Origin of the sequence: Rhizobium sp. NZLR1, from assembly GCF_017357385.1 — a bacterium.
Lineage (GTDB): Bacteria > Pseudomonadota > Alphaproteobacteria > Rhizobiales > Rhizobiaceae > Rhizobium.
Window position 1 is genome coordinate 2,639,477 of record NZ_CP071632.1, and the last position, 26,238, is coordinate 2,665,714.

General features: G+C 61.2%; 25 protein-coding genes. 7 read left to right on the top strand and 18 right to left on the bottom strand.

The window, feature by feature from the left end; genetic code table 11:
* Positions 1 to 25: 25 nt before the first annotated feature.
* The 7 genes from J3O30_RS13170 to J3O30_RS13200 form a co-directional block, all read right to left on the bottom strand.
* The gene (locus tag J3O30_RS13170) at positions 26 to 787 is read right to left on the bottom strand and encodes an ABC transporter permease (protein WP_207580769.1); all 762 of its coding nucleotides are present in this window, start codon (positions 785 to 787) and stop codon (positions 26 to 28) included.
* On the bottom strand, positions 784 to 1,710 hold the full coding sequence (locus tag J3O30_RS13175) for an ABC transporter ATP-binding protein (RefSeq protein WP_207580770.1): 927 nt from the start codon (positions 1,708 to 1,710) through the stop codon (positions 784 to 786). The genes J3O30_RS13170 and J3O30_RS13175 overlap by 4 nt, the downstream gene beginning before the upstream one ends.
* 503 nt (positions 1,711 to 2,213) lie before the next feature.
* On the bottom strand, positions 2,214 to 3,827 hold the full coding sequence (locus J3O30_RS13180) for a glycoside hydrolase family 43 protein (RefSeq protein ID WP_207580771.1): 1,614 nt from the start codon (positions 3,825 to 3,827) through the stop codon (positions 2,214 to 2,216).
* Positions 3,828 to 4,082: 255 nt separating this feature from the next.
* Complete coding sequence (gene mgrA / locus J3O30_RS13185) at positions 4,083 to 5,114, bottom strand: L-glyceraldehyde 3-phosphate reductase (RefSeq protein WP_207580772.1); 1,032 nt, start codon at positions 5,112 to 5,114, stop codon at positions 4,083 to 4,085.
* 202 nt (positions 5,115 to 5,316) lie between these two features.
* Complete coding sequence (locus J3O30_RS13190) at positions 5,317 to 6,450, bottom strand: Gfo/Idh/MocA family oxidoreductase (RefSeq protein ID WP_207580773.1); 1,134 nt, start codon at positions 6,448 to 6,450, stop codon at positions 5,317 to 5,319.
* An 8-nt stretch (positions 6,451 to 6,458) separates the two neighbouring features.
* Positions 6,459 to 7,220, bottom strand: a complete 762-nt coding sequence (locus J3O30_RS13195; protein ID WP_207580774.1) for a sugar phosphate isomerase/epimerase — start codon at positions 7,218 to 7,220, stop codon at positions 6,459 to 6,461.
* A gap of 38 nt (positions 7,221 to 7,258) precedes the next feature.
* Positions 7,259 to 9,718, bottom strand: coding sequence for a glycoside hydrolase family 2 protein (locus J3O30_RS13200; RefSeq protein WP_207580775.1), 2,460 nt, complete (start codon positions 9,716 to 9,718; stop codon positions 7,259 to 7,261).
* A gap of 69 nt (positions 9,719 to 9,787) precedes the next feature.
* Here J3O30_RS13200 and J3O30_RS13205 point away from each other — a divergent pair, with 69 nt between their 5' ends.
* Entirely contained in the window at positions 9,788 to 9,940 is a 153-nt protein-coding gene (locus J3O30_RS13205; RefSeq protein WP_207580776.1) for a hypothetical protein, read from the top strand.
* A gap of 83 nt (positions 9,941 to 10,023) precedes the next feature.
* Here the strand turns inward: J3O30_RS13205 and J3O30_RS13210 are convergent, their stop codons facing one another.
* The 4 genes from J3O30_RS13210 to J3O30_RS13225 all read right to left on the bottom strand — a co-directional run bounded on the left by J3O30_RS13210 (position 10,024) and on the right by J3O30_RS13225 (position 14,390).
* Positions 10,024 to 11,130, bottom strand: coding sequence for an ABC transporter ATP-binding protein (locus J3O30_RS13210; protein WP_207580777.1), 1,107 nt, complete (start codon positions 11,128 to 11,130; stop codon positions 10,024 to 10,026).
* Positions 11,131 to 11,134: 4 nt separating this feature from the next.
* Entirely contained in the window at positions 11,135 to 12,079 is a 945-nt protein-coding gene (locus J3O30_RS13215; protein ID WP_207580778.1) for a carbohydrate ABC transporter permease, read from the bottom strand.
* Entirely contained in the window at positions 12,072 to 12,977 is a 906-nt protein-coding gene (locus J3O30_RS13220; RefSeq protein WP_007629571.1) for a sugar ABC transporter permease, read from the bottom strand. The genes J3O30_RS13215 and J3O30_RS13220 overlap by 8 nt, the downstream gene beginning before the upstream one ends.
* A gap of 177 nt (positions 12,978 to 13,154) precedes the next feature.
* The gene (locus J3O30_RS13225; protein ID WP_207580779.1) at positions 13,155 to 14,390 is read right to left on the bottom strand and encodes an ABC transporter substrate-binding protein; all 1,236 of its coding nucleotides are present in this window, start codon (positions 14,388 to 14,390) and stop codon (positions 13,155 to 13,157) included.
* A 453-nt stretch (positions 14,391 to 14,843) separates the two neighbouring features.
* On the opposite strand from J3O30_RS13225, the gene J3O30_RS13230 reads away from it, so the two are divergent.
* The 3 genes from J3O30_RS13230 to J3O30_RS13240 all read left to right on the top strand — a co-directional run bounded on the left by J3O30_RS13230 (position 14,844) and on the right by J3O30_RS13240 (position 17,808).
* Positions 14,844 to 15,887, top strand: a complete 1,044-nt coding sequence (locus tag J3O30_RS13230) for a LacI family transcriptional regulator (protein ID WP_207580780.1) — start codon at positions 14,844 to 14,846, stop codon at positions 15,885 to 15,887.
* 196 nt (positions 15,888 to 16,083) lie between these two features.
* A complete protein-coding gene (locus tag J3O30_RS13235) occupies positions 16,084 to 16,698 on the top strand; it encodes a C39 family peptidase (RefSeq protein WP_207580781.1) in 615 nt (204 codons plus the stop codon).
* Positions 16,699 to 16,731: 33 nt separating this feature from the next.
* On the top strand, positions 16,732 to 17,808 hold the full coding sequence (locus J3O30_RS13240; protein WP_207580782.1) for a D-alanine--D-alanine ligase family protein: 1,077 nt from the start codon (positions 16,732 to 16,734) through the stop codon (positions 17,806 to 17,808).
* 36 nt (positions 17,809 to 17,844) lie between these two features.
* On the opposite strand, the gene J3O30_RS13245 is transcribed toward J3O30_RS13240, so the two are convergent.
* The 4 genes from J3O30_RS13245 to gndA all read right to left on the bottom strand — a co-directional run bounded on the left by J3O30_RS13245 (position 17,845) and on the right by gndA (position 21,268).
* A complete protein-coding gene (locus tag J3O30_RS13245) occupies positions 17,845 to 18,462 on the bottom strand; it encodes a class I SAM-dependent methyltransferase (RefSeq protein ID WP_207580783.1) in 618 nt (205 codons plus the stop codon).
* A gap of 96 nt (positions 18,463 to 18,558) precedes the next feature.
* A complete protein-coding gene (locus J3O30_RS13250) occupies positions 18,559 to 19,050 on the bottom strand; it encodes a GNAT family N-acetyltransferase (protein ID WP_207580784.1) in 492 nt (163 codons plus the stop codon).
* A 52-nt stretch (positions 19,051 to 19,102) separates the two neighbouring features.
* A complete protein-coding gene (locus tag J3O30_RS13255; RefSeq protein ID WP_207584323.1) occupies positions 19,103 to 19,597 on the bottom strand; it encodes an N-acetyltransferase in 495 nt (164 codons plus the stop codon).
* A gap of 219 nt (positions 19,598 to 19,816) precedes the next feature.
* Positions 19,817 to 21,268 (bottom strand): NADP-dependent phosphogluconate dehydrogenase, encoded by a 1,452-nt coding sequence (gene gndA / locus J3O30_RS13260; RefSeq protein WP_207580785.1) that lies wholly within the window; start codon positions 21,266 to 21,268, stop codon positions 19,817 to 19,819.
* Between the two features lie 205 nt (positions 21,269 to 21,473).
* On the opposite strand from gndA, the gene J3O30_RS13265 reads away from it, so the two are divergent.
* From J3O30_RS13265 to J3O30_RS13275, 3 genes are all read left to right on the top strand, one after another.
* Positions 21,474 to 22,265: a helix-turn-helix domain-containing protein gene (locus J3O30_RS13265; RefSeq protein WP_207580786.1), complete on the top strand. Its 792-nt coding sequence runs from the start codon at positions 21,474 to 21,476 to the stop codon at positions 22,263 to 22,265.
* A 70-nt stretch (positions 22,266 to 22,335) separates the two neighbouring features.
* Positions 22,336 to 22,734 (top strand): SRPBCC family protein, encoded by a 399-nt coding sequence (locus tag J3O30_RS13270; RefSeq protein ID WP_164012302.1) that lies wholly within the window; start codon positions 22,336 to 22,338, stop codon positions 22,732 to 22,734.
* Positions 22,735 to 23,094, top strand: a complete 360-nt coding sequence (locus tag J3O30_RS13275; protein WP_207580787.1) for a VOC family protein — start codon at positions 22,735 to 22,737, stop codon at positions 23,092 to 23,094. It abuts the gene before it with no gap.
* Between the two features lie 141 nt (positions 23,095 to 23,235).
* On the opposite strand, the gene J3O30_RS13280 is transcribed toward J3O30_RS13275, so the two are convergent.
* From J3O30_RS13280 to J3O30_RS13290, 3 genes are all read right to left on the bottom strand, one after another.
* Positions 23,236 to 23,958, bottom strand: coding sequence for a PAS domain-containing protein (locus J3O30_RS13280; RefSeq protein ID WP_207584324.1), 723 nt, complete (start codon positions 23,956 to 23,958; stop codon positions 23,236 to 23,238).
* A gap of 308 nt (positions 23,959 to 24,266) precedes the next feature.
* Entirely contained in the window at positions 24,267 to 25,202 is a 936-nt protein-coding gene (locus tag J3O30_RS13285; RefSeq protein ID WP_207580788.1) for a lipid A biosynthesis lauroyl acyltransferase, read from the bottom strand.
* Between the two features lie 7 nt (positions 25,203 to 25,209).
* A complete protein-coding gene (locus tag J3O30_RS13290; RefSeq protein WP_207580789.1) occupies positions 25,210 to 26,238 on the bottom strand; it encodes a zinc-binding dehydrogenase in 1,029 nt (342 codons plus the stop codon).

A 26,238-nucleotide genomic window follows, 5' to 3' on the forward strand; every position in this document is an offset into this window, starting at 1 on the left:
CCCGATGATGCTATTCAGGAAGCGATCAATTGCGCAGCCGGTAGCCGGTCTTGAAGATCCAGCCGAGTGTTCCCAGGCAGATCATCAGGAATACCGTGATCATCGCCAGGCTGATCGCCGGGTTGACATCGGCGATCCCGTAAAAACTCCAGCGGAAGCCGCTGACGAGATAGAGCACCGGATTGAGGTGGCTGACCGCCTGCCAGAACGGCGGCAGCATATTGACCGAATAGAAGCTGCCGCCAAGGAAGGTCAGCGGCGGCACGACCAGCATGGGAATGAGGTTCAGCTGTTCAAAATTGCCGGCCCAGATGCCGATCATGAAGCCGAACAGGCTGAAGGTGATTGCCGTCAGCAGGAAGAACAGGATCATCATGAAGGGATGTTCGATCCTGACATCGACGAAGAGATTGGCTGTCAGGAGGATGATGAAGCCGATGAGCATCCCCTTGGTTGCCGCCGCCCCGACATAACCGAGCAGAATCTCCGTCATTGCCACCGGCGCCGACAGCACCTCATAGATCGTGCCGGTGAATTTCGGGAAATAAATCCCGAAGGAGCCGTTGCTGATGCATTGGCCGAGCAGCGTCAGCATGATGAGGCCCGGCGTGATGAAGGCGCCGTAGGATACGCCCTCCACCTCCTGGATGCGCGAGCCGACCGCGGCGCCAAAGACGATGAAATAGAGCGAGGTCGAAATGACGGGCGAGATGACGCTTTGCAGCAGCGTGCGGCGCGTGCGCGCCATCTCGAAGAAATAGATCGATTTGATCGCCTCGACGTTCATTTGTCTGCTCCTACCAGCGCCACGAAGATGTCTTCCAGCGTGCTCTGCCGCGTCGAGAGATCCTTGAAATGGATATTGTTTTCACCCAGCCGGGTCAGCAGCGTCGCGATGCTCTCCTGCTCGTTGTCGGCGTCGAAATCGTAAGTCAGCCGGCTGCCGCCGACTTCCAGTGTCAGTCCGTTGCCGGCAAAACAATCCGGAAGCCGCTCGAGCGGCTCGGTGAGATCGAGAATCAGCTGCTTGCGGCCGAGCTTGGCCATCAGCGCCACCTTGTCTTCGACGAGCAGCAATTGGCCGCCATTGATCACACCGACGCGGTCGGCGATCTCCTCGGCCTCCTCGATATAATGGGTGGTCAGGATGATGGTGACGCCCGAGGCCCGAAGCTCCTGAACGACATTCCACATGTCCTTGCGCAGCGTCACGTCGACGCCGGCGGTCGGCTCGTCGAGGAAAAGGATATCCGGCTCATGCGAGAGCGCCTTGGCGATCAACACTCGCCGCTTCATGCCGCCCGACAGCTGGCGCAGCATATTGTCCTTCTTGTCCCAGAGCGAAAGTGCGCGCAGCACCTTCTCGATATGGGCGGGATTGGCTTTCTTGCCGTGCAGCCCGCGCGAGAAACTGACTGTATTGAACACCGTCTCGAACTGATCGGTGGTCAGCTCCTGCGGCACCAGCCCGATCATTCCGCGGGTGGCGCGGAAATCCTTCACGACATCGTGGCCGGCGACCAGCACCTGGCCGCCGCTCGGATTGGCGATGCCGCAGATGATCGAAATCAACGTCGTCTTGCCCGCACCGTTCGGCCCGAGCAGCGCCAGGATCTCGCCCTTCTCGACGTCGAGGTTGATGCCTTTCAGGGCCTCGAACCCATTGGCGTAGGTCTTGGTGAGATTCTGAACGGATATGATGGGGGCCATGCGATACTCTTGCGGATTCTCAGATGTTACTTTTGGCCCGCTATATAGGCCCTTCATGACGCTTTGACATCCTTGGAGACGTGAACACAGCATTCGCGCCCTGCTAACACCATGGCCGTTAACGCAGCCGGCCCGCCGACATAGCCGGCATCGGATCTTTGAAACGAGCTGATCCCTTCGGCGAAAAGAAAGACAGCAGCCGGTTTCGGATGTCATCATCCGGTGATCTTGATGTCCGATAAGAAAGCCGAGGCCAGCACGGCATCCGCCCCGCCGCCCACCCTTTTGCGGAGCCGTCTCCGGTGTTCTCGTTGCACCCTTTTTCGCTGCCTCGGCATGTAGTGAAAGTTATTGTTCAGTCACGAAGTGCTTGGAACCGGCCAGCATCCCCTGTTCAGCCGCGTTCGTCTTAGCCGGCCTTGCGCCGGCTTTCTTTTTGCGTGCGGGGCGTAGGCCAAAGGCCGGAGCCTCGAAGGACGAGGGCGGGTGGCAGGAAGTGCCCCTCACAACTCGTCATAATTGAACCAGTCGAAATCCGCGACCTTCCCTCGCCCCGACGTATCGAAGGCAAACACACCGGCAAAGGCGCCGGTGAAGGAGCCGTGTTCGCCGCGTCCGCCTTCGTCGGAAATCATGCCGGCGTCGAGGACCGGACCGATCGGCTGCCAGGCGCCCTTGCCTTCGGTCTGCCAGAAGAATTGCAGGTCGTTCTCGCGGATTTCCATGGCGAGCTGCACGCGGCCCTCGGCAGCGATCGCCACACCGCTTTCGGCCGGAAAGCTCAAGCGGCCGTTCGGATAGTCGCCGTTGCAGGAGAGGATTGTCACGCAACGGCCGAGTGTTTCGTGCAGCGTTACCGCGACGGCGTGAAATTTATGGCGGTTATAGTAGTGCGTCAGCCCTGCCACTTGCTGATAGGTGTCGGGCGAGAACTCGACCACGGTTTCGGCGCGGAAGCTGTGATGTTCCTGTCGACGGGCGACCAGCGACTGCTCGAACCAGGAGCCGATGCTTTCGCGCGCAATCAGCCTGAGATGGCCCGGGCGGTCCGTCAGGTTGAAGATGCGCGCGGGCTCGGGCGTGCGCAGCCATTGGAAATCGGCAGGCAGCGCGCCGCCGTCGAAGCTGTATTCGCTGCGCATCGGCCTTTCCGCAGGCACGGCATTAAAAAGGCCCGGCACATCGACATCGGGCACTGAGGTGCCATTTTCGAGATAGAGCCAGTCGTCGTCGCGCCAGACGCATTTCTGTAAGGATGTCTCTCGCCCCAGCGTGCAGCGCCGCTTCGGCGGCAGCGGCCGGCCGCAAAGATGGGTGTGATAGGCCTCACCGTCTGATGTTTCGACATATTGGCCGTGCCCTGCCCGCTGCAGCACCGCGCCCGGATGGTCCTTGGAGGTGATAAGATGCATGTTCGGATGCATCTCATAGGGTCCGTCGATGTTGCGCGAGCGCGCCATGGTGACGGCGTGGTCGTAACCGGTGCCACCCTCGGCGGTGGTCAGATAATACCAGCCGTTCTTCTTGAAGAGATGAGGGCCCTCGACGAGGCCGAGCGGGCTGCCGGCGAAGATATTCTTGATCGGCCCCGTCAGCGCCTTCGTCGCCGGGTCCCATTCCTGCAGCAGGATGCCATCGAAGGCCGGCGATTTTGGCGAGCCGCCATAGCTCTCGGTGCGGTGGTTCCATTGCATGTTGAGGAACCACTTGCGGCCGTCATCGTCGTGGAACAGCGAGGGATCGAAGCCGGAGGAGTTGACATAGACGGGATCCGACCATTCGGCCTCGATCGAGGGCGCCGTCACGATGTAGTTCGGCGCATCCTTGAAACTGCCGTCGAAACGCTTGACATCGGTATAGACCAGCCAGAACTGCCCGTCGGCATAGGAAAGACACGGCGCCCAGATGCCGCAGCTGTCGGGATTGCCGCGCATGTCGAGCTGTGATCGGCGCTCCAGCGGCCGGCGCACCAGCGTCCAGTTCACCAGGTCGCGCGAATGGTGGATCTGCACGCCGGGATACCATTCGAATGTCGAGGTGGCGATGTAGTAATCCGCGCCGACGCGGCAGATCGACGGATCGGGGTTGAACCCCGGCAGGATGGGATTGCGGATCATGGGCGGCTCCTCCGAGGTTATTGTTGTGGTACGTACGTCAGAAGTGGGCCGGGATATGTCACCAATTCGTCCTCCACCCTCATCTCTGTGCTCGTTACAGAGATCCAGCCAGCCCAAGTCCTTGGGCTGAAAGAACTCTCTTCGCCGCGCCGACGCGCGGCGGCTGGATTTCTGTGACATCCCTCGGGCAAAGCCCTGAGGTCACAGGAATGAGGGAGTTGGCAGAAGTGTCCTGCAAACTCCGGCTCGACCTTCCTATTCCCGTTCCGCCGACTTCGCCCAAAGATTGATATCCGCCTCACGGGCATAGACGTCGATCTCGGCAAGCTCCTCGGCCGCGAATTCAAGATTATCCAGCGCCTTGACGCAATCGACGATCTGCGACGAGCGGCTGGCGCCGATCAGCGCTGAGGTCACGCGTCCGCCGCGCAGCACCCAGGCGATCGCCATCTGCGCCAGGGTCTGGCCGCGTCTTTCGGCGATCTCGTTGAGCTTGCGGATATTGTCGATGATCGAAGGACGGATGTAGTCCCTCTTGAGAAAATGGTTCTGCGCCGCACGGCTATCTTCGGGAATGCCGCCGAGATATTTCGTCGTCAGCATGCCCTGGGCAAGCGGCGAGAACACGATCGAGCCCATGCCGACCTCATCGAGCGTATCGAGCAGCCGGTCGTTCTCGACCCAGCGGTTGAGCATCGAATAGCTCGGCTGATGGATCAGACACGGCGTGCCGAGATCCTTGAGGATCGCGGCGGCTTCGCGCGTCCGCTGCGAATTATAGGAGGAGATGCCGACATAGAGCGCCCGGCCGGAACGGACGATATAGTCGAGCGCGCCGCAGGTTTCTTCGAGCGGCGTGTCCGGGTCGAAACGGTGTGAATAGAAAATATCGACATAGTCGAGGCCCATGCGCTTCAGGCTCTGGTCGCAGGAGGCGATCAGGTATTTTCGGCTGCCCCACTCGCCATAGGGTCCCGGCCACATGTCGTAGCCGGCCTTGGACGAGATGATCAGCTCGTCGCGAAGCCCGGAAAATTCGGTGCGCAGGATCTCGCCGAAGGCGGTCTCGGCGCTGCCGGGAGGCGGACCGTAATTGTTGGCGAGGTCGAAATGGGTAATGCCGAGATCGAAGGCGGTGCGGCACATGTCGATCTTGCGGTCATGCGACGTGTCGCCGCCGAAATTGTGCCAGAGGCCGAGCGAGACGGCCGGCAGCTTCAGGCCGGAGCGGCCCGTGCGGTTGTATTTCATTTTCGAATAACGGTCTGCGGCTGGTTGCCAGCTCATGAGACTCTCCTTGCTAAAATATCGGTCTTGATGGTCCGCGAGTGCCTGCTTCATACACCACAAGCGATTTTGGCGAACACCCTGTACTTTCGTCACGCTCGGCCTCGTGCCGAACATCTGCCGCGCTGTTTGCAGATCCTCGGCACAAGGCCGAGGATGACGAGTTGGACGGGTGCCGGGCAGACCCCCGGGCATCACCCTATCACTTCAACAGCGCCTGCGCCTCTTCGATGCCAAGCGCGGCCGGCTGGGTGCAGGTCGTGCTCAGGTCGATGAAACGGCCTTCCTCGCCCGATTTCAGGATCGAGGTCATGACGTCGACGCCGTGCAGGGTGCGGTCGAGTGAGCAGCGCGCGTCGCGGCCCTCGATCAGCGCCATCGCCATGTCGGCAAGACCGGCGGTGCGGTAATTGGCGCGCGATCCGTTCGGGCTTTCCTGGTTGATCTTGCCGAACGGATGCTCCCAGGCGTCGAGCGGCTTGATCTCCTTGTCGCGGCCGCTTGCCTCGACGACACCACCGAAGAAGTTCGGATCCGGCACGTAGAGCGAGCCGTCGGTGCCGTAGAGCTCCATGTTGGCATGACGATGCGACCAGACGTCCCAGCTCGCCGTCAGCGTCACGGTGGCGCCGTTGACGAATTCGAGCAGCGCCTGGATCGTCGTCGGCGTCTTGACCGGGATAAGCTCGCCGTTGCGCGGCTGGCTGGTGATCGTCCGGGTCGGCGACGCCATCGAGGTCATGCCGCCGACACGTTTGACCGGGCCGATCAGGTTGATCAGGTTGGCGATGTAATAAGGGCCGAGATCGAGGATCGGGCCGCCCCCCGGCAGGAAGAAGAAATCCGGGTTCGGATGCCACATTTCCATGCCGGGGCTCATCACGTAGCAGGCGCCCGACGTCACCCGGCCGATGCCGCCGTCGTCGATGAACTTGCGGGCGAGCTGATGGGCGCCGCCGAGGAAAGTGTCCGGCGCGCAGCCGACGGCAAGGTTCTTTGCCTTGGCGATGCGGCGAAGCTCCTCGCCCTCTTCGAGCGAAAGCACCAGCGGCTTTTCGGAATAGACGTGTTTTCCGGCCTCGAGGATCGCCTTCGACACGCGGAAATGCGCATCCGGGATCGTCAGGTTGACGACGACGTCGATCTCGTCATTGGCGAGAAGCGCGTCGATCGTCTGCGCTTTGACGCCATATTCCTTGGCGCGCGCCTCGGCCGCCTGGACGTTGATATCGGCGCAGGCCAGCACCTTCAGCCCTCTGAAGAGCGGTGCCAGCGAAAAGTAGGTGGTGGAGATGTTGCCGCATCCGATGATGCCGACGCCAAGTTCCCTGGTCATGATGTGCCTCAATAAGTCTGGAAGGATGCAATCGAGCGGCTGATATTGCGGTCGATATCTTTAGGGTTGTCATGTTCGACGACGAAGTGTTTGGCCTTGGTGGCGCGTAGCGCCGCCATCAGCTTCGCCCACTCGACCTTGCCGTGGCCGACATCGGCCCAGCCGTCCTCATCCGTCGCTTCGCCGGCCGGCGCGATGTCCTTGACGTGCACGGCGGTGATGCGCGGTCCGAGCTTTTCGACCCAGGCGAAGGGATCGCCGCCGCCGCGGATGACCCAAGCGATGTCGGCTTCCCAGGAAATGTCAGGCGCGCCTTCGAAGATGCGCTCGATCGGCCGCGAGCCGTCCTGCAGCTTGAAGAATTCGAAGTCATGATTGTGCCAGCCGAATTCGTAGCCGGCATCCTTATAGGGCTTGCTCATCTCATGCAGGCGCTTGCCGAAGGCGACCCAGCCGGCGGCGTCGGAGGGGCGCTGGTCGGCGGCCAGATGCGGCGCATAGATCGAATCCATGCCGAGAATCTTGGCAATGTTCAGCGACTTCTGCACGTCCTTCTCCAGGAAATCAGGGCTGAAATGACCGGTCGCCATGAGCAGGCCGTTCTTGTCGAGATCGGCGCGAAGGCTGTTCAGGCCGGCATCGTCGAGATCGGCATAGATGCCGCCGAAGCCCTCGACCTCGGCATAACCTGCCTTGCCAAGCTTTTCGAAAATCGCCGAATAGGGCTGGAAGTTGCGGGCGCTATAAAGCTGGTAGCTGAGTTTCGTCATCATGTTCTCCTTGGGCCTCGTGCCCATTCTTGCAAAGATCAATCCGCCGACTGGCAGGAATGCAGGTCATAGAACCGGAACTCCGGAAGCGCGCCGCGATCGAGCGGCCGTGCCGGAGTAAAGGTGATGCAGCGGCTTTCGCCGGCCGCAAGATCGAAGGCGTTGTCGGAATATTTGCCGTCCGTCTCGGTCTCGATCATCACGAAGAGCGCAAGCCCCCTCGCGGTGACATCGATATCGATCGCGCCGCTCTCCTCGACATATTCGTGGGTAACGGTCAGGCCCGAAGGCTCCAATTCCAATGCCTTATAGGTGCCGTGGATATAGTGCCCCTCGCCGCCCATGCCGTTCGACGCGGTGAAATTCCAGGCCAACAGCGTGCCCTCGGGAATATCGGCGATGTCGACGCTCGCCGCCGTCACTGCCGCATCCGGCGAGCACATGGCCTGCACGTCCTTGAGATGCCGACGCTCGCCCTTCATCGTCAGGATCGAGATCGAAAGATCGACGTTGACATCGGCAAGCGTGTCGTTGACCAGCGAGAAGCGGATCGTCTTTCCGTCGTCGGAAGGAATGGCGGCGACCGCGACCGGCTGGAAGAAGCGCTTGACGAGATAATGCATCGCCTTCCAGCGGCCGCCATAGTCGAGGCTCGACCACGAGGCGACCGGCCAGGTGTCGTTCAGCTGCCAGTAGATCGTACCCATGCAATGGGGTTTGAGCGACCGCCAGTATTCCACCGCCGTCTTGATCGCCAGCCCCTGCTGGATCTGCGAGAGATAGACGAAGTTCGGAAAATCCTTGGGGAAGCGGAAATAGCGGAACATCGTGCCGGCGATGCGCTCGTTGCCGCCAGCATTCTTCTGGTGCAGCTCCATGACCGGGGAAGCGACGTTCATGTCCTTCTCCTCGGCATAGGTCTTGATGACGGGCAGTGAGGTATAGGACTGGAAGCCGAATTCCGAGCAGAAGCGCGGGCGCACCGAACGATAATTGTCGAACGACTTGTTCTCGTGCCAGACCGACCAGTAATGCATGTCGCCGGAGCCGTCCGCATGCCAAGCATCGCCGAAATCGAGATAACCCGAAGCCGGGCTCGACGGCCACCAGAGCGCCCCGGGCAGCGCCTTTTTCACCGCCTGCTCGATCGTGCGGTTGAGCCGGTCGTAGGAGACGAGATAGCGGTCGCGGTCCTTGCGGGACTCTTCGAACCAGGTGAGTGCCCCGACCAGCTCGTTGTCGCCGCACCAAAGCACGATCGAAGGATGCGAGGAGAGCCGCCGCACCTGGTAACCGACCTCGATCGTCACATTGTCGAGGAAGTCTTCGGTCGAAGGGTAAAGGTTGCAGGCGAACATGAAGTCCTGCCAGACCATCAGGCCCAGCCGGTCGCAGAGATCGTAGAAATGATCCTGCTCGTAGAAGCCACCACCCCAGACGCGGATCATGTTCATGTTGGCGGCCTTGGCCGATTGCAGCAGGTCCTCGGTCTTTCCAGGCGAAGAGAGCGAAAACAGCGCGTCTGCCGGAATCCAGTTGGCGCCGCGGCAGAAGATTTCGCGGCCGTTGACCTTGAAGGCGAAGCGGCTGCCTGATGCATCCGGCGTGGTGATCAGCTCGATGGTGCGAAGACCGATCTGCTTCGTCACCTCATCGGTCGGCAATTCGACGGACAGCCTGTAGAGCGCCTGGTCGCCGCTGCCCGATGGCCACCATAGGCGCGGATTGTCGATATGAAAGAGATGGTTGACATGGGTCTCGCCATGGACCCCGACATCGAGCCGCACCCGCTCGCCGTCGAGATCGAAATAGACCTGGGCAACGCTTGGCCCCTTGGAAAACAGCGTCGCCGTCACCGTCAAATCGACTGAACCATCGAAATTATGGGTTTGGCGGGTGACCACATGCTCGATGCGCGCGGTCTCGAGTTTTTTCAGCGCGATCATGCCGTAGAGGCCGAACGGCGCGATGGCGATATTCCAGTCCCAGCCGAAATGGCATTGCGGCTTGCGCAGCATATTGCCGTCTGGAATCGGTGAATTGCCGGTACTGTAGGGAATGTAGAAGGGCTGCTTCTTCTGCCGCTCGGCCCCGATGGCGATGTTGGAGGCAAAGACGATGCGGATCGAGTTGTCGCCTGATTTCAGCATGCTGGAGACATCGGGCCGGTAGCGGCGGAAGCTGTTGTCGGCTTCCAGCGCCAGAAAGCCATTGACGTAGACGCTGGCGACCGTGTCGAGATAATCGATATCGAGATACCAGTCGCCGTCGACCTCCGGAAGCGTGAAGCTGCGCACGACCGCCCATTCGCGCTCGGCAACCCACTGCACCTTTTCCTCGTTGCGGCCGAAATAGGGGTCGGGGATCAGGCTTGCGCGGTGGAGCGCTGTGTGCACGTCGCCCGGCAGCATGATTGCGGTGCGAATTTCGCCGTCGACGGAGGCGAGCTGCCACGAACCGGAAAGATCGATGTTGGAGGTGGTCGATTGTTGCGTCACGATATCGTTTCCGAATTACGTTTTTGAAATGGACCGCGCATGGTCGCCGTCCGGTAATTGTCGTTCGTCATGACCCTTCCATCCGCCCCGCGCTCCGTCATTCTCGGGCTTGACCCGAGCATCCACACGGCATCCATCGGCAGTTGCGGCATGGATCCTCGGGTCAAGCCCGAGAATGACGAAGAGCGGAGCAAGCATCTTGCCAAGCTTGCCCCCGCCTGAGGAAGGGTTGAGCATCGGTCGAATTCATACAAACAGCCTTGCAGCAAGCAGGCGACACCATCCGGCCCCGCCCGCAAAAATCTCTAAAGTCGCAACTCGTTCTCGGCATCGAAGACCGAGGCGACCGTCATGTCGAAGTTCAGTTTCACCTTGGCTCCGACGTTGAAGCGGCGCGCGCCGTTGACCCGTACCGACATCGTGTGACCGGCATGTTTCAGCCACAGAAGGTTGTCCGCGCCCATCGGCTCCTCGATATCGACAGTGGCGTCATGTTCTTCGCCGCCGGCATTCTCGTTGACCTTGATGTGCTCGGGGCGAACGCCGAGCACCACCTTGCGGCCGGGTTGCAGCGTCTCGCTGGCGTCGTAGGCAGCGAGCGAGAAAATGACGCCGTTGGCAGAAAAGGCAATGCCGTCGCCTGTGCTGACCAACTCGCCGTGCAGGAAGTTCATCGACGGCGAGCCGATGAAGCCGGCGACGAAGAGATTGCGTGGTTTGTTGTAGATCGTCGTCGGATCGTCGAGTTGCTGGATGATACCGCTCTTCATGATGGCGATACGGTCGGCGAGCGTCAGCGCCTCGATCTGGTCGTGCGTCACGTAGATCATCGTGTTCTTCAGCGACTGGTGCAGGCGCTTGATTTCGACGCGCAATTCCGAGCGCAGCTTGGCGTCGAGGTTGGACAGCGGCTCGTCGAACAGGAAGACGTCGACATCGCGAACCAGCGCCCGGCCGATCGCCACGCGCTGGCGCTGGCCGCCGGAAAGCTCGGCCGGCTTGCGCTTCAAGAGCGGCTGAATCTGCAGGATCTCGGAGGCACGCGCCACGCGCTTGTCGATCTCGGCCTGCGGCACCTTGGCGACGCGAAGGCCGAAGGAGAGGTTCTTTTCAACCGTCATCTGCGGATAAAGCGCATAGGACTGGAAGACCATGCCGATGCCGCGGTCCTTCGGCTCTTCCCAGGTGACGTTTTTGCCTTTGATGAAGATCTGCCCTTCCGAGGCGTCGAGCAGGCCGGCAATGCAGTTCAGCAAGGTCGACTTGCCGCAGCCGGACGAACCGAGCAGCACCAGGAATTCGCCGTCGTTGATGTCGAGGTTCAGGTCCTTGAGGACGCTGACCGAGCCGAAATTCAGCGACAGATCCCTGATGGAGACACTTGAGTTGGAGACACTTGAATTCATGTTCATGGGATCAACCCTTCACTGCGCCGGCGGCGATGCCACGGACGAAAAGCCGTCCCGACACGAAATAGACGATCAACGGCACGAGACCCGTCAGGATCGTCGCGGCCATGTTGACGTTGTATTCCTTCACGCCCTGGACGGAATTGACGATGTTGTTGAGCTGCACGGTCATCGGATAGGTATCCGGCCGGGTGAAGACCACACCGAACAGGAAGTCGTTCCAGATACCGGTCACCTGCAAGATCATAGCGACGACGAAGATCGGCAGCGACATCGGCACCATGATCTTCAGGAAGATCTGCCAGAAACCCGCGCCGTCGACGCGTGCCGCCTTGAACAGCTCTTCCGGCAAGGACACGAAATAATTGCGAAACAGCAGCGTCAGGATCGGCATGCCGAAGATCGAATGCACGATGACGAGGCCGCTCAGCGTGCCGTAAAGGCCGATTTCGCGAAGGATGATGACGATCGGATAGATCATCACCTGATAGGGAATGAACGCCCCGACGATGAGGATCGAGAAGAACAGCTCGGACCCCTTGAAGCGCCAGTTTGCCAATGCATAGCCGTTCACCGAGGCGATGGCGATCGAGATGATGACCGACGGCACCGTGATGCGCACCGAATTCCAGAACCCGCGCGACAGTCCATCGCAATTGAGCCCGGTGCAGGCCTCCGCCCAGGCCTTCACCCAAGGTTCGAAGGTGATCTCCATCGGCGGCGAGAAAATGTTGCCGAGGCGGATTTCCGGCATGCCCTTCAGCGAAGTCACGACCATCACGTAGAGCGGCAGCAGATAATAGAGTGCCGCAACAGTCAGCGTGCCGTAGAGCATGATGTTGCGCGACGACAGCGCCCGGCGCGGCTTAGCGCCGCTCGGACCTTCGCCGAGTCTCGGTGCAACGGCGTCGATGCCAGCGGCAACGGTATTGAGAGTTCCTGTATCAGCCACGCTTGCGCCCTCCTCCGAATTCCAAATAGGCCCACGGGACGATAATGATCGCGACCGTCACCAGCATCATCGTCGAGGCGGCGAAGCCCTGCCCCAGGTTCTGTGCCTGGAACATGTAGTCGTAGACATATTTCGCTGGCACTTCCGAGGAGATGCCGGGACCGCCAGATGTCTGGGCGACGACAAGATCGTAGACCTTGACGATACCGGAAGCGATGATGACGATCGTCGTGATGAAGACCGGCCGCATCATCGGAATGACGATGAAGAGATAGGTCTTCCACATCGGAATGCCGTCGACGCGCGCCGCTTTCCAGATGTCCTCGTCGATGCCGCGCAAGCCGGCAAGCATCAGGCACATGACCAGACCCGTTCCCTGCCATAGCGCCGCGATCAGGATGCCGTAGATGACAATTTCGGGCGTATAGAGCGGATTGAAGGTGAAGCTCGTCCAGCCGAGCGAACGCACAACCGACTGAATGCCGAAATCGGGATTCAGAATCCACTGCCAGACGAGGCCCGTCACGATGAAGGACAGCGCGAAGGGGTAGAGGAAGATGGTGCGGAACGTATTTTCGAAACGGATCTTCTGATCCATCAGCGCAGCAAGCAGGAAACCGATGACCAGGCTGAAGATCAGCGAAAGAACGCCGTAGAGAGCCAGATTCTCGATCGCCGTTACCCAGCGCGGTGCGGCCCAAAGCCGCTCATACTGATCAATGCCGACGAAGCTCAATCGCGGAAGGAGCTTCGAATTCGTGAAGGAATAAAAGACGGTCCAGAGCGTGCCGCCGACAAAAATCACCAGCGCTGTCAGGATCATCGGAATGGACGCAATCTTGGCATTCAGATTGCGCAGTAACTTGATTGGCCGGCCTGCTTGCGCTTGACCTGTCATGAACACTTCTCCTCAAATCGCAACTGCGACCGGTGACAGAACAAGCCTGGCCCGTCTGCCCATCCCTGCCCCCGGGATTTGCCGGGGATGCCGGAAAGACGCCGCCAGCCGAACATCAGTCCGGGGACACGATCCGGCTCTTGAGAAGCCGGATCGCAAAGGCGGCGAATCTAGCGATCAATCAGCCGAAGCGATGATCCCAGCAAAACGCTTCTGAGCGTCCTCAGGCGTCATCGACGGATTGGCGAAGAATTCGGAGAAGAGGTCTTCCTTCTGCTTCTGGCTGTCTGCCGAAAGCAACTGGTCGGTGCCCTCGATCACGTTGCCCTTGGCCAGGATTTCGAGACCCTTCTTCATGCAATCGTTGGCGGCGGCGAGATCGACGTCGCCGCGAACCGGCAGCGAACCCTTCTTCAGGTTGAAGGCAACCTGGGTCTTGGGATCGAGCAAGGTCTTGGCAAGCACGGCCTGCGCCTTGGACTTTTCGGCGTCCTTCAGCAGCGGGAAATAGAAGGCGTCGCCGCCGGTCGAGATGATCTCGTTGACGCCGAGGCCCGGCAGGCAGGTATAATCGGTACCGGCCTTCTGACCGGCGAGCGCGAATTCACCCTGCGCCCAGTCGCCCATGATCTGACCGCCGGCCTTGCCTGTGATGACGAGGTTGGTGGCCTGGTTCCAGTCCTGGACGTTGCTGCCTTTGGCCATGCGCCGCGCATCGTCGGCCGCCTTGAAGACCTTGGCGATTTCAGGACCGGCAGCAACTTTCGCATCCTTGTCCTTGAAGACCTTGTTGAAGGTATCCTTGCCGGCAACCGCAACCATCAGCACGTCGAACGCGCCTGTCGCCTGCCACGGCTGACCGCCGACGGCGAGCGGAATGATGCCGGCCTTTTCGAGAGCCGGAGCGGAAGCGACGAACTCGTCCCAGTTCTTCGGAACCTCGACGCCGGCCTTCTTGAAGGCGGCATTCGAAAGCCACAGCCACTGCCAGGAGTGGATGTTGACGGGCGCGCAATAGATCTTGCCGTCGATGGTGCAGGAATCGAGCAGGCTCGCCGGACGGATGATGTCCTTCCAGTGCTCTGCGGTCGCCACGTCGGTCAGGTCGCGCATCAGGCCGGCCTGGACGAGTTCCTCAGCCTGGCGGCCATGGTTGAACTGCGTGGCGCCCATCGGGTCGCCGCCGGTGATGCGGCTGATCATGATCGGACGGGCAGTGCCGCCGGAACCGGCGATTGCGCCGTCGACCCAGTGGTTGCCGGTGGCGTCGAATGCCTTAGCCAGCTCGGCGACGGCGGCCGATTCGCCACCTGATGTCCACCAATGCGTGACTTCGAGATCGGTGGCGTTGGCGGCTCCGAACGGAAGCGCGACCGAAGCGGCAAGCATTGCTGCCATAATACGGATTTTCATGAGTTTTCCTCCCTCACTGAAACGTTGCCGGAAAAACTTAGATCAATCGATTTCAGCACGCAACCGTCCGCCTGCAAATTTTTCCACGACAGGCGGAATTGCTACTTGTGCCTGTTTCTGGTCGGACGGTCATTCGCTTAAAGCCGGCATCTTGTCATGCGCTCTCGGAATCGAGCAGTCAGATTATCACAATGAAAACACAGAGAAAATTTTGCCAATCGGTTTTTCTTTCGCCTTATTCCTTTCGCAAGCGCAAAAAAACAAAGCTTGAGCGACGGATTCAACCTATGCGTACAATGCTGCAAAGCACACAAGAAAAAGCCCTCGACATTTCTACTGTATCGTTACAGATTGCATTCCTTAGGGAGGCGCGATTTTGGCAGGCGGCGGGCTTACGGCGCTTGAAAAAGCCTCTATAAGCGACACCAATTCGCGCGAGGCAGGCCTACAGGGATGGAAAACAAGGGAAATTTCGGGCAAGCGGTATCGACGCCGACGGCGCGCGAGCGCCCGACGTTGAAGACGATCGCCTTCATGACCGGTCTCGGCGTGACGACGGTATCGCGCGCCCTGAAGGATGCGCCTGACATCGGAGCGGAGACCAAGGAGCGGGTGCGCATGGTCGCCCGCCAACTCGGCTACCAGCCGAACAGGGCCGGTGTGCGCCTGCGCACTGGCAAGACCAACGTCATCGCCCTCGTCCTCAGCATTGATGAAGAGATCATGGGCTTTTCGAGCCAGATGGTCTTCGGCATTTCCGAGGTCCTGTCCGGCACACCCTATCATATCGTTGTCACGCCGCATTCCCACAGCAAGGATCCGATGCTGCCGGTGCGCTACATCCTCGATACCGGTTCGGCCGACGGCGTCATCATCTCGCGCATCGAGCCGGACGATCCGCGCGTGCGTCTGCTGACCGAGCGCGGCATGCCCTTCGCCACGCATGGGCGCACCGATGCGGGTCTCACCCACCCCTTCCACGATTTCAACAACGAAGCCTTCGCCCACCAGGCGGTGGAACGGCTCGTCAAGCGCGGCCGACGCCGCATCGCCCTGTTGCAGCCGCCAAGCAAGCTCACCTATTACGCCCACATCCGCATCGGCTTCCAGACCGGCCTGCACGATTACGGCGCCGAGGAAGTGCCGCTGCGTATCAACAGCGATGCGCCGCTTGCCGATATCCGCGACGTCGTCGAAGTGATGATGCGCTCGGAAAACGCCCCTGACGGCATCGTCTGTTCGGCCGGCAGCGCGGCGATTGCCGTCAATGCCGGCATCGAGGCTGCCGGCAAGGCGCTCGGCCGCGATCTCGACATGGTGTCGAAGCAATCGGTGCCGATCCTGAACTGGATCCGCCCCGAGATCATCACTGTACAGGAAGACGTGCGCCAGGCTGGCCGCGAAATGGCCAAAGCCGTCATCGCCCGCATCGACGGCGTCGAACCGGAACTGCTGCAGAGCATCAGCCAGCCGATCTGGCCGGAAAGCGGGAAATAGCACGGATTGAGAAGCGCGACCCGTCGGACTTCCCGGCTGACGCCGGAAAACTCATCTTCGGCGGTCCAAATCGGTTCCAGCCGCGCAATGATCTCAGCTCTCCCACGGACTTCACCGCGCATCGCAAGCGCGGCATCGCCTCGAAAAAAGCCAAGATTGCCCGCCATCTCACCAGCGTGTCAGGGAGATCGACAGAATGCAGCCGAGCGGCGTGCCCTATTTCAGCCAATGGGAAACACCTGGCATGACGCTGCCGGTGCTTGCTGAGGGATCGCAGGCCCTGTTGCGTGATCCGCTCTGGCGCCGTTCGGGCGCCGGCACGATCGAGGAATATGCGCGCTGGGCGGTCAATGTCTGCGGCATGGCCTGCCTGAAGATGATGCTTGCCGCCCGCGGCGAGATCCATCCGACCCTCGAGCTTGCCCGCGCCTGCACGGCCTATGGCGGTTATGTCGTCAACGAGATCGATGCCTCGATCAAGGGGCTGATCTACGCACCCTTCGTCCGCTTCGCCGCTGACCGATTCGCGCTGAGTGCGGAGACGATGACAGGCGTCGAGACACCGGCCATTCCGGAGCTTCTATCGAAACGGCGCTTCTTCATCGCCTCGGTGCATTCGGGCATCCGCTGGCCGGAGCGTCAGCCACCATCGAAGGGCGGCCATCTGGTGCTGGTGACGTCAGCAAGCGACGAGACGATCCGCTTCCACAACCCGTCCGGCCATGACGAGGCGAGCCAGGCCGATGTGACGCTGCCGCTCGCCCTCTTCGACTGCTTCTTCGCCAATCGCGGCATATCTGTCGACGCCTGACCTTTTCAACACCAGATCGCTTCGGAGGCTTGCATGACCCCTTCCCCAAACAGGCTGCGCATCGCCGTGCTCTTCGGCGGCCGCTCGGCCGAGCATGAGGTTTCCATCCTTTCGGCAACCAACGTCATGGGCGCGCTCAAGCCCGAAAAATATGACGCCATCCCCGTTTTCATCACCCGGGAGGGACAATGGCTGATGAGCAATTTCGAGGGCGGCATACTAGCGACACCGTCATCAGGCGTCGAAATCTGCCTCGTTCCGGGCGGAAAGGGCCGGATGCTGGCAATCCCGGCCCATGGGGCGCCGCATGAATTGCCGGGGATCGACATCCTGTTTCCCGTGCTGCACGGCCTGCATGGCGAAGACGGATCGGTGCAGGGTCTGGCGGAGGTGGCGCGCGTTCCACTCGCCGGCTGCGGCATCCTCGGCTCGGCCGCAGCGCTAGACAAGGACATCGCCAAGCGTCTGCTGAAGGCGGCGGGTCTGCCGGTGGCGCGCGCGGTGGCGATCCGGGAGGACGCGGCTCCATCGCTTGCCGCGCTCGAAGGCGAATTGGGCCTGCCGCTGTTCATCAAGCCGGCGCGGCAGGGATCGTCGGTCGGCGTCGCCAAGGTTCATGCCAGCCAAGAATTCGCGGGCGCTCTTGCCGAGGCCTTCCGCCACGATCGGATACTGCTCGCCGAGGAGTTCGTTGCCGGCCGCGAGATCGAATTCAGCGTGCTGGAGGATGCGGCAGGCGAACTCTTCGTCTCCCGGCCGGGCGAGATCGTGCCGGCCGAAAGCCACGGCTTCTTCAGCTACGAAGCCAAATATATCGACGAGAAGGGCGCGGCGCTGAAAGTCCCGGCCGAACTGCCTGAGGATGTCGAGGCTGCCATGCGCGACATGGCCGCAAGGGCCTTCCGGGCGGTCGGCTGCGACGGCATGGCCCGCGTCGACTTTTTCCTGACGGACGACATGCAGTTCCTCGTCAATGAGATCAACACCATCCCCGGCTTTACCAATATCAGCATGTATTCCAAGGCGATGGCGGCAAGCGGCGTCGGCTACGCCGAGATCATCGAGAGGCTCATCGATCACGGCCTGGCGCGCGCCGGTCGGGCTGCCTGACACAGCGCCGGACGCCAGCTATAGGCCAGTCAGAGCTCAGCGCCTGCGAAAGACGCACCACTGGAACGACTGCCAGCGGCCGCCGGGTGTCGTGTGCTCCTCGCGCCAGTCGCGCTGAGGCGCGAAGGCAGACGAGAATTCACCCGCAAGCGCGGCCGCGTCGTAACGTTGGACCGGCAAACCACTGCACCGTTCCGGCCCGTCCGGTGCGAAGGTGGCGATGATCACGGCGCTGCCCGACGCCGTGCCGATTTCGAGCGCGTGGCGATAAGCCAGCCGCTGCTCGGGCTCGGTGAGGAAGTGAAAGACGGCGCGGTCGTGCCACACGTCGTACTGGCGCTCCGGTCTCCATGCGGTGACATCATCAATCACCCAGGCGACGCGGGCGGTCTCGTCCCCCAGCCGTGCCTTGGCGAGGTCGAGCGCCGGCGCGGCGATATCGAGAACGGTGAGATCGGACCATCCGCGCTCGACAAGCCGGTCGACAAGGCTCGATGCACCGCCGCCCACATCGATCAGCGAGGCCGAAACCGGCAACCGCAACTCGTCAAGCGCCCGCAAGGAAGGCTCGGGCGTCGGCTGATACCAGCTGACGCTGTCGGCAGCTTTGGTGCGGTAGACCTCGTCCCAGTGCTCCCGCTTCGTCTCCGTCATCAGGCATCCCCATTGTCTTGCGGCACCGCTTGCTAACCGATCAACATGTAAGAACGGAGACGTCTGCCGCCAAGCGCCGTTCCTATGACCATTTTCTCAGGACGCGAGATGACGATAAACGAGGTCCGCGGGATCAGTCCGGGGTGCCGTCAGATCGAGACGCCCGCCCAGCCGCTCCGTAACGGCAATCGAAGCGGCATTGACGGGAGCGATATAGCTGACGAGCGACGGCAGACCCAGGCTTGCAAAGGCCCAGTCCCGTAACGCCAGGGCCGCTTCGGTCGCATAGCCTCTGCCCTCATAGCCCTCATAGACGAACCATCCCAGTTCCCTTTCCGGAAAGAGCGGCCCATGATTGATCCCGACCTGCCCGACGCATTCGCCGGGCTCGGCAACGTCGATCATCAGCGCCCCGTGCCCGAAAAGCTGCCAGAGCGCCACGTCGTGACAGAACATTCCCCAGGCCGCGCGCAGATCAAACGGCCCGCCCATTCCAACCGATCGCGGCGAGGCCATCAGCCGCGCATAGGCGGCGAAATCGTCCCTGTCGGGCATGCGGAGCCTAAGACGCTCGGTCTGGATGATCATCACGCCCGTTTAGACATGTTGTCGCCGTCTGCTGGAAGTTGGAGCGGAGCCGCTAGCCTTCAAACGCCGCAGAAAATTGAAGCGTCCCGCACGGCGCCGGCCCGCGAAGGACAATCCACTGCACCAGCCGCCTATCGACATCGAGATAGCGTAGTTGCCCGTCGCTGCTGAATCCGGCGCGGCTATAGATGTCGGGATTGCCGATCAGCGCGCACCCGCTGGCGGCCATCTCCTCCAGCAATTCCAGTCCTCTGGCGATCAGCGCCTTGCCGATGCCCTGCCGCTGTCTCTCCGGCTTGACCGATATCGGGCCCAGTCCGAACCATCCCGCATGCCCACCGTCGATTGTCACCGGCGAAAACGCGACATGCCCCAGAATCTCGCCTTCTTCTTCAGCAACCAGCGATATCGTCAGATCGCCTGCCGCGCGAAGCCTCCGAACAATCTCCGCCTCCGTGCCGTCGCTGTAAGGCGTCGACTTAAAGGCAATCGATGTCAGATCGTGGATCGCACCGATATCCGCCAGCGTTTCATATCGGATAAGCATCTCGGTCAATTCCTCATCCTGATCGCTCGCAGATTCTATGCAAGGAAAGTCGAAGGCCAGCAAGCCGGGTTCGTCCAGCGGCAGTTGCGCCAAGACCTGCCCTTCCGGGTTCAGCACCGCCGTCGGCCTCTTTCGGACGGCTCGCCGCCGGAGCGGCTCAAACCACGAAAAAGCCCGGCGCGACGGCCGGGCTCTTCGTTGATGTCGTCTCAGCAAACCTTAGAAAGTCGAGGCACCGCTGCCCCAGGGGCCGTGGTGGAAATCCTTGCCATCCAGGCGGTCGAAGCCGTGGGCGCCGAAGAAATCGCGCTGGGCCTGGATGAGGTTGGCGGTTCCCCTGCCCTGGCGATAGGCGTCGAAATAGGTGAGTGCCGAGGACAGCGCCGGCACCGGCAGGCCTGCCGAAATGGCAGCTGTGACGACACGGCGCAGCGCCGGGATCGATTCCTTGACCATGTCGGAGAAGGCCGGCGTGACGATCAGGTTTGCTGCGTCGGGCGCCTTGGTGAAGGCCGAGGTGATCTCATCGAGGAACTGCGAGCGGATGATGCAGCCGGCGCGCCAGATCCTGGCAATCGTCGGCATCGGCAGCGACCAGTTGAACTCGCGCGACGCTTCCGCCATTACCGCGAAGCCCTGCGCATAGGCGCCGATCTTGGCGGCAAACAGCGCCAGCTCCAGATCCTTGTTGAGCTCGGGGCCGTAAGCGATCGGGAAGGATACCGCCTGCTTGCCGAAGATCTTTTCGGCGGCTTCGCGCTGCGACTTCATCGAGGAGAGGCTGCGGGCAGCGACTGCGGCTTCGATCGCCGTCGCCGGAATGCCCATGTTCTGCGCCTCGATCGCCGACCACTTGCCGGTGCCCTTCTGACCAGCCTTGTCGAGGATCATGTCGACCATCGGCCCGCCGGAAACCGGATCGGTGGCGGCAAGCACCTTCTCGGAAATCTCGATCAGGTAGGAGTTCAGGCGGCCCTTGTTCCACTCGCCGAAGATGCCGGAGATGTCGGAGGCAGTCTTGCCGAGGCCGTCGCGCAGGATGCCGTAGATTTCGGCGATCATCTGCATATCGGCGTATTCGATACCGTTATGGATGGTCTTGACGAAATGGCCGGCGCCGTCATTGCCGAGCCAGGCGACACAGGGCTCGTCATTGTAGCGGGCGGCGATCGAGGTCAGCACCTTCTCGACGCGCGTCCAGGATTCCTCCGTGCCGCCGACCATGATCGACGGGCCGTGGCGCGCACCTTCCTCGCCGCCGGAAACACCCATGCCGATGAAGGTCAGATCGGTATTCTTCAAGCGGTCGAAGCGGGCGACGGTGTCGCGGAAATTGGCGTTGCCGGCATCGATCATGATGTCGCCCTTGGACAGATGCGGGCGCAGCAACTCCATCTGTTGGTCGACGGGATCGCCCGCCTTGATCATGATGATGATCGGGCGCGGCGGCCGGATCGCATCGACGAACTCTTCGATGGTCTTGCACGGAATGATCTGTTTTTTCAGATCGCCGGCGCTTTCGTAGAATTCGTCGGTTTTCTCAGGCGTACGGTTGAAGACCGCAATTTTATTGCCTTTCTCGGCGATGTTGAGCGCCAGGTTGGAGCCCATGACCGCAAGACCGATCAGTCCAATTTCTGCCTTTTCCACGACAAACCTCCGATGTGTCATTTGGACCGGTGTTGTGGCACTGTCTCGGTCAAACGGCAAGTCTCGCAAGGGTCTAATCGGTTCGCAAAAGCCAATGAAATGAAGCTTGCAATATCCCGGCTTGTCCGACAACCGCTTGCGCCGGCTCATCGGCAACCAAGTTTTCTCGCGCCCTGCCCTTGATGCCCTATGTGATGGTATCATCCACATTTCGGGAGATATCGCGTTGGTCTCGGAAAAACGAAAAGATACGGCTCTGCTCGCGGCCCGCGCCGGCCGCTACCGCGAATGTGCGCCACCGCCGCCGCTGCGGCGCCATTTCAGCCGGCTCTGGTCGCATGCGTTCCATGACGGACCACCGGCAATGGTGGCGATCGTGCCGGACGGTTATTGCGATCTCCTTTGGATCGATGGCCGGCTGGTTGTCGCCGGTCCCGACAGGACAGCGGCCTTTCCCGTCCTCCGGCCTGGCGCGACGGTCATCGGCGCACGTTTTGCGCCGGGCGCCGCGGCACCGTGGTTGAAGACGCCGCTTTCGGCGCTTGTCGGCTGCTCGGTGCCTCTTGCTGACATCGGCCGGAAGGACGCGGCCGAATTCGAGGCGCGGCTTGGCGAATGTCGCGATCCTTCGGTCGCCATGGCGCTGTTTGGCCGCTTGCTGGAAGAGGCCATCCGCGATGAGGACGAACCTGCCCGGGATGCCGCCATTATCTTCACCGCCGCCGACAGCGGTCGCCCGGCATCCGGTCTGTTTGGCCGGCTTGGCATGAGCGAAAGGCAGTTACGCCGCCGCTGCCACCATCATTTCGGCTATGGCGCGAAGACGCTGGAACGGATCCGCCGATTCCAGCGTTTCCTCGACTTCTGCCGCAGCTCGGACACGATGCCGCTTGCCAGCCTCGCACTCGAAGCGGGCTTTGCCGATCAGGCCCACATGACGCGCGAGGTCGGCGAGTTCTCTAGCCTGACACCCGCCGTCGTTCTCGGCCAGCTCAGCATCTCGAAAAGGCCAAGCTGACCGTTTTGTTCAAGACGCCGCGGATCGGCCTGTTATTACAGCCAGACCAAATGCCAAGGACCTGCAAGCCATGTCGACGATGCCTGCGAAAATCATCCACCAATCGATCGAGCGCGACTGGCGCGACGTCTATGATTTCGCCGGCAAGCCGGAGAACATGCCGCTCTGGGCCTCCGGACTTGCGAGCGGCCTCGTGCCAAACGGCGCCGACTGGATTGCCCATGGCGCGCTGGGCACCGTCAAGGTGAGCTTCGTGCCCACCAATGAATTCGGCGTGATCGACCACACGGTGACGATCGAATCTGGCCTCAGGGTCTATAATGCGCTGCGCATCGTGCCGAACGGCGATGGCTGCGAGGTCATGTTTACGCTGTTGCGCCTGCCCGGCATGACCGATGCGCAGTTTTCAGCCGATGCCGCCCATGTCGAGAAGGATCTCGCCATGCTTAAAGCCCTGATGGAGAGATAGATGGCCGAGAAGTCAGAAAACCACGATCGCCGCATCGATTATGTCGAATTCAACGTCGCCGACATCGCCGCCGCCAAAGCCTTCTACGGCTCGGCCTTCGGCTGGCGTTTCACCGACTACGGCCCGAACTACTGCGAATTCGACGATGGCCGGCTGAAAGGCGGCTTCACCGATTACGGACCCGTGCGGCCGGGCGGCCCGCTTGTTGTCGTCTATGCCAGGGATCTCGAAGACGTGCTGACGTCGGTCGAGAGGGCTGGCGGCACGATCGTCCGGCCGATCACCGATTTTCCCGGCGGCCGCCGCTTCCACTTCCTCGACCGCGACGGGTATGAACTCGCCGTCTGGGCGACTGCCTGAAGGCGGCTGGCTGGTCGTGGGCAGCCAGTTGATCAGCTATAGAGCATGATGCCGAAAAGTGTGCGCGGTTTTCTTATGACATCATGCTCCAACTCTCTAATTTAGAACAGGATTCAGATTTCAGGCCGACCCGGCCTAAAATCATTCTGTTCCAATTGGTCGCTGCCGATCGATATCCTCCATGACGAGCAGCGCGCCGATCACCGTACCACCCGCATCGCGCAACGGCGACATGCGACAGCGCACCTGCCCCGATCCGGCACCGCCGCCCGGGCACTCATAGGCATAGTCGACCTGCTCACCGGCAAAGCAGGCGTCGAGCTTGTATTTGGCGCACGCGGCAAACAGCTCCTCTCCGATGAATTCGGAAAGGTGCCGTCCGATGAGTTCCATCGGCTTCTTGTCGAGATCGGCGCAGTTGGCTGGATTGGAATAGAGGTAGCGGTAATCCCGTGTCAGCACCGCGACGCGGTCCGGCAGGGTTTCGAGGATCGCAGCATTGAGAAACTGACCGTTGTCGGTATCCGGCACATAGGCTGCCGGCGGCTCGATACGCACGTCCTGCGGCGAAGGCACGCGCCAGTCTGGGCCATGTGTGCCGAAATAGCGGTCGAGCAGATAGGAAAGCACCGTCGTGTGCTCGGTGACGCTGGCGCTGTCGTCGGCGTCCTGGCTAATCAAGTGGCTCACAAACTGCAGTTGCATGTAGACTTCGAGCAGATTGACCGCCCGATGGGCGAGGATGGCCTCGACCAGCGGTTCGACATGCCGGTCGAGCGCCGTGACGCGCTGATCGTCGCCCACCCGTATGGCATCCTCGATCTGCGTGCAACGCAAGGAAAAAGCTCGAAAAAGCTCCAGCAAAACGCCTCCCATCCCACTGTCCCAAGAGACGAGTCCGAAACCTCACGGCGCATCATCTCCACTGCATAATTCTATCCTTAAATCGGAATCAATTTAAAAATAAAGTATACAGCAATTCAAAGTACTACAGCGTCCTTTGCGCGTCCAAAAGTCGCGCGGCGCTGTAGAATGCGCCCTACGGTAAATATTATTCGCGTCTTGGTGGTGACGGGTAACATGAAGTGCCCTCAGTTTCAATCCGAGAGCACCTGCCGCTTTTCACCGCTCATAAATGAGGGTGGACGTTTCTGCAGCATGATGCCGAAAGTCTAGGAGCTGAGCGTCTGCTTGATCTGCCAGCGGTCGTGATACCAAAGCCACTGCTCCGGGTATTCCCGCACCCAGCTTTCCACCTTGTCGTTGAGCAACTGGGCGGCCGCCGGCAGGTCGAGAGTGCCTCTGGCGTCGCGCGGCATGTCCAGCCGCGGCTCGATTTCCAGCCGATAGCGATTACCGGGCAGACGGATGCAACGCGCCGGATAGACCTCGCAGTCGAACTGGCGCACCAGCTTCGGCAGCAGCGGATTGGTCTTGACCTCGCGCCCGAAGAAGATCCCCTTCAGCCCCTTGCGGAATTTCTGATCGACGAGCACGCCCACGCCTTGGCCTGCTTCCAGCTGACGGGCGAGCGCGAAGGAGGAGCCGGCATGCGAGGGCACCAGCTTGCCCATACGCGCGCTCCTGAAATCGAAGACCTTCTTGGCGATATAGGGATTGTTCGGCGGCCGGAAGAGCACGGTCACATGAAGTCCGAAGGCGGCGCCCGCCACCGGCAGCAGCTCAAAATTGGCGGTATGGCCGGTAAAGACGATGAAGGGGCGCGGATTGTCACGCAGATCGAGGAAGATCGGGATGCCCGACACCTCCACTCTGCCCGGCTCCAGTTTTTCGGGATCATAGTCGAACAGCTGGTCGAGAAAGACGTATTCGGCCGCAAGCCGGCCCATATTGCCCCAGCTTGCCAGCGCGATCTCTTCGATCTCGGCCTCGCTCTTCTCAGGAAAGGCGTTGCGCAGATTGGTCAGCATCAGTCTGTGGCGGCTGGTCAGCCGGCCGAGGCGGCGCATCGTCCTGTCGGCGAAGCGGATCGCGCCATCGGCCGGAAACAGCTTCAGGAAATTCAGGAAGCCGAACATCACCTGCGCCACCAGCCACTGCTGGAAGTGCCTGAGCGCCAGGACGATCCGGGTGATGAACAGCTTCACTTGGGGCTCAATCCATCTTCAGGATGATCTTGCCGAAGATCTGGCGCGATTCCATCCGCTCGAGCGCCCGGTCGATATCGCTGAAGCTGACCTCGGTGTCGATGACGGGATGCACGAGCCCGCGGCCCATCTTCTGCATCGCATTCGCCATGTTCTCCATGCGGCAGCCGAACGAGCCGAAGAGCTTCAATTGCTGCTGGAACAGCATCATCAGGTTCATCTCTGTGGAAACACCCGAGGTCGAGCCGCAAGTGACGAGGCGCCCACCGCGCTTCATGCAGAGCATCGAGCCTGCCCAGGTGTCCTTGCCGACATGTTCGAAGACGACGTCGACGCCCTTCTTCTTGGTGAGCTTGCGCACCACGCCTTCGAAACGGTCGGTGCGATAGTTGATGACGTGATCGGCGCCGAGCGCCCTGGCCTTTTCGATCTTGTCGTCCGAACCGACCGTGGTGATGACGGTGCAGCCGATCTTCTTGGCAAGCTGGATCGCCGCCGTGCCGATGCCGGAGCCGCCGGCATGGACGAGAATGGTTTCGCCGGGTTCGAGCTTGGCATTGTCGAACAGCATGTGCTCGACCGTCCCGAAGGTGACGGGAGCAAGCGCTGCACCGATCGCATCGACGCCGGGAGGAGCCGGCACCAGCAGGCGCGCGGGAAGGTTGACCTTCTCCTGCGCAAAGCCGTCGAGATGGAAGCCGTGCACGCCGGAGACATGTTCGCAGAGATTGTCGCGACCTTCGCGGCATGGGCTGCAGAGGCCGCAGGTGCGCGCGCCGTAGATCGAGACGAGCTGGCCGGGCAGCACGTTGGCGACACCCGGGCCGATCGATTCCACGACACCGGAAGCCTCCGCACCGATGACCAGCGGCATCTTGCGCTTGGCGAAGGCCATGCCGCGCCAGCCCCAGAGATCGATATGGTTGAGTGCCACCGCCTTGACGCGCAGCGTCACCTCCCCGGCTGCAGGCGCGTCCGGTTCCGGCAGGTCGGTGATCTCAAGCTTGCGGTCATCGATCAGTTGCAAAGCGCGCAT

Excerpts from the sequence above, each read along its gene's own strand:
- J3O30_RS13270 (WP_164012302.1), top strand. The coding sequence starts at position 22,336 with ATGTCGACGATGCCTGCGAAAATCATCCACCAATCGATCGAGCGCGAC.
- J3O30_RS13210 (WP_207580777.1), bottom strand. The coding sequence starts at position 11,130 with ATGAACATGAATTCAAGTGTCTCCAACTCAAGTGTCTCCATCAGGGAT.
- J3O30_RS13240 (WP_207580782.1), top strand. The coding sequence starts at position 16,732 with ATGACCCCTTCCCCAAACAGGCTGCGCATCGCCGTGCTCTTCGGCGGC.
- J3O30_RS13275 (WP_207580787.1), top strand. The coding sequence starts at position 22,735 with ATGGCCGAGAAGTCAGAAAACCACGATCGCCGCATCGATTATGTCGAA.
- J3O30_RS13250 (WP_207580784.1), bottom strand. The coding sequence starts at position 19,050 with ATGATCATCCAGACCGAGCGTCTTAGGCTCCGCATGCCCGACAGGGAC.
- J3O30_RS13195 (WP_207580774.1), bottom strand. The coding sequence starts at position 7,220 with ATGACGAAACTCAGCTACCAGCTTTATAGCGCCCGCAACTTCCAGCCC.
- J3O30_RS13255 (WP_207584323.1), bottom strand. The coding sequence starts at position 19,597 with ATGCTTATCCGATATGAAACGCTGGCGGATATCGGTGCGATCCACGAT.
- mgrA (WP_207580772.1), bottom strand. The coding sequence starts at position 5,114 with ATGAGCTGGCAACCAGCCGCAGACCGTTATTCGAAAATGAAATACAAC.
- J3O30_RS13175 (WP_207580770.1), bottom strand. The coding sequence starts at position 1,710 with ATGGCCCCCATCATATCCGTTCAGAATCTCACCAAGACCTACGCCAAT.
- gndA (WP_207580785.1), bottom strand. The coding sequence starts at position 21,268 with ATGACACATCGGAGGTTTGTCGTGGAAAAGGCAGAAATTGGACTGATC.
- J3O30_RS13170 (WP_207580769.1), bottom strand. The coding sequence starts at position 787 with ATGAACGTCGAGGCGATCAAATCGATCTATTTCTTCGAGATGGCGCGC.
- J3O30_RS13205 (WP_207580776.1), top strand. The coding sequence starts at position 9,788 with ATGACCCTTCCATCCGCCCCGCGCTCCGTCATTCTCGGGCTTGACCCG.
- J3O30_RS13180 (WP_207580771.1), bottom strand. The coding sequence starts at position 3,827 with ATGATCCGCAATCCCATCCTGCCGGGGTTCAACCCCGATCCGTCGATC.
- J3O30_RS13230 (WP_207580780.1), top strand. The coding sequence starts at position 14,844 with ATGGAAAACAAGGGAAATTTCGGGCAAGCGGTATCGACGCCGACGGCG.
- J3O30_RS13235 (WP_207580781.1), top strand. The coding sequence starts at position 16,084 with ATGCAGCCGAGCGGCGTGCCCTATTTCAGCCAATGGGAAACACCTGGC.
- J3O30_RS13220 (WP_007629571.1), bottom strand. The coding sequence starts at position 12,977 with ATGACAGGTCAAGCGCAAGCAGGCCGGCCAATCAAGTTACTGCGCAAT.
- J3O30_RS13290 (WP_207580789.1), bottom strand. The coding sequence starts at position 26,238 with ATGCGCGCTTTGCAACTGATCGATGACCGCAAGCTTGAGATCACCGAC.
- J3O30_RS13225 (WP_207580779.1), bottom strand. The coding sequence starts at position 14,390 with ATGAAAATCCGTATTATGGCAGCAATGCTTGCCGCTTCGGTCGCGCTT.
- J3O30_RS13190 (WP_207580773.1), bottom strand. The coding sequence starts at position 6,450 with ATGACCAGGGAACTTGGCGTCGGCATCATCGGATGCGGCAACATCTCC.
- J3O30_RS13245 (WP_207580783.1), bottom strand. The coding sequence starts at position 18,462 with ATGACGGAGACGAAGCGGGAGCACTGGGACGAGGTCTACCGCACCAAA.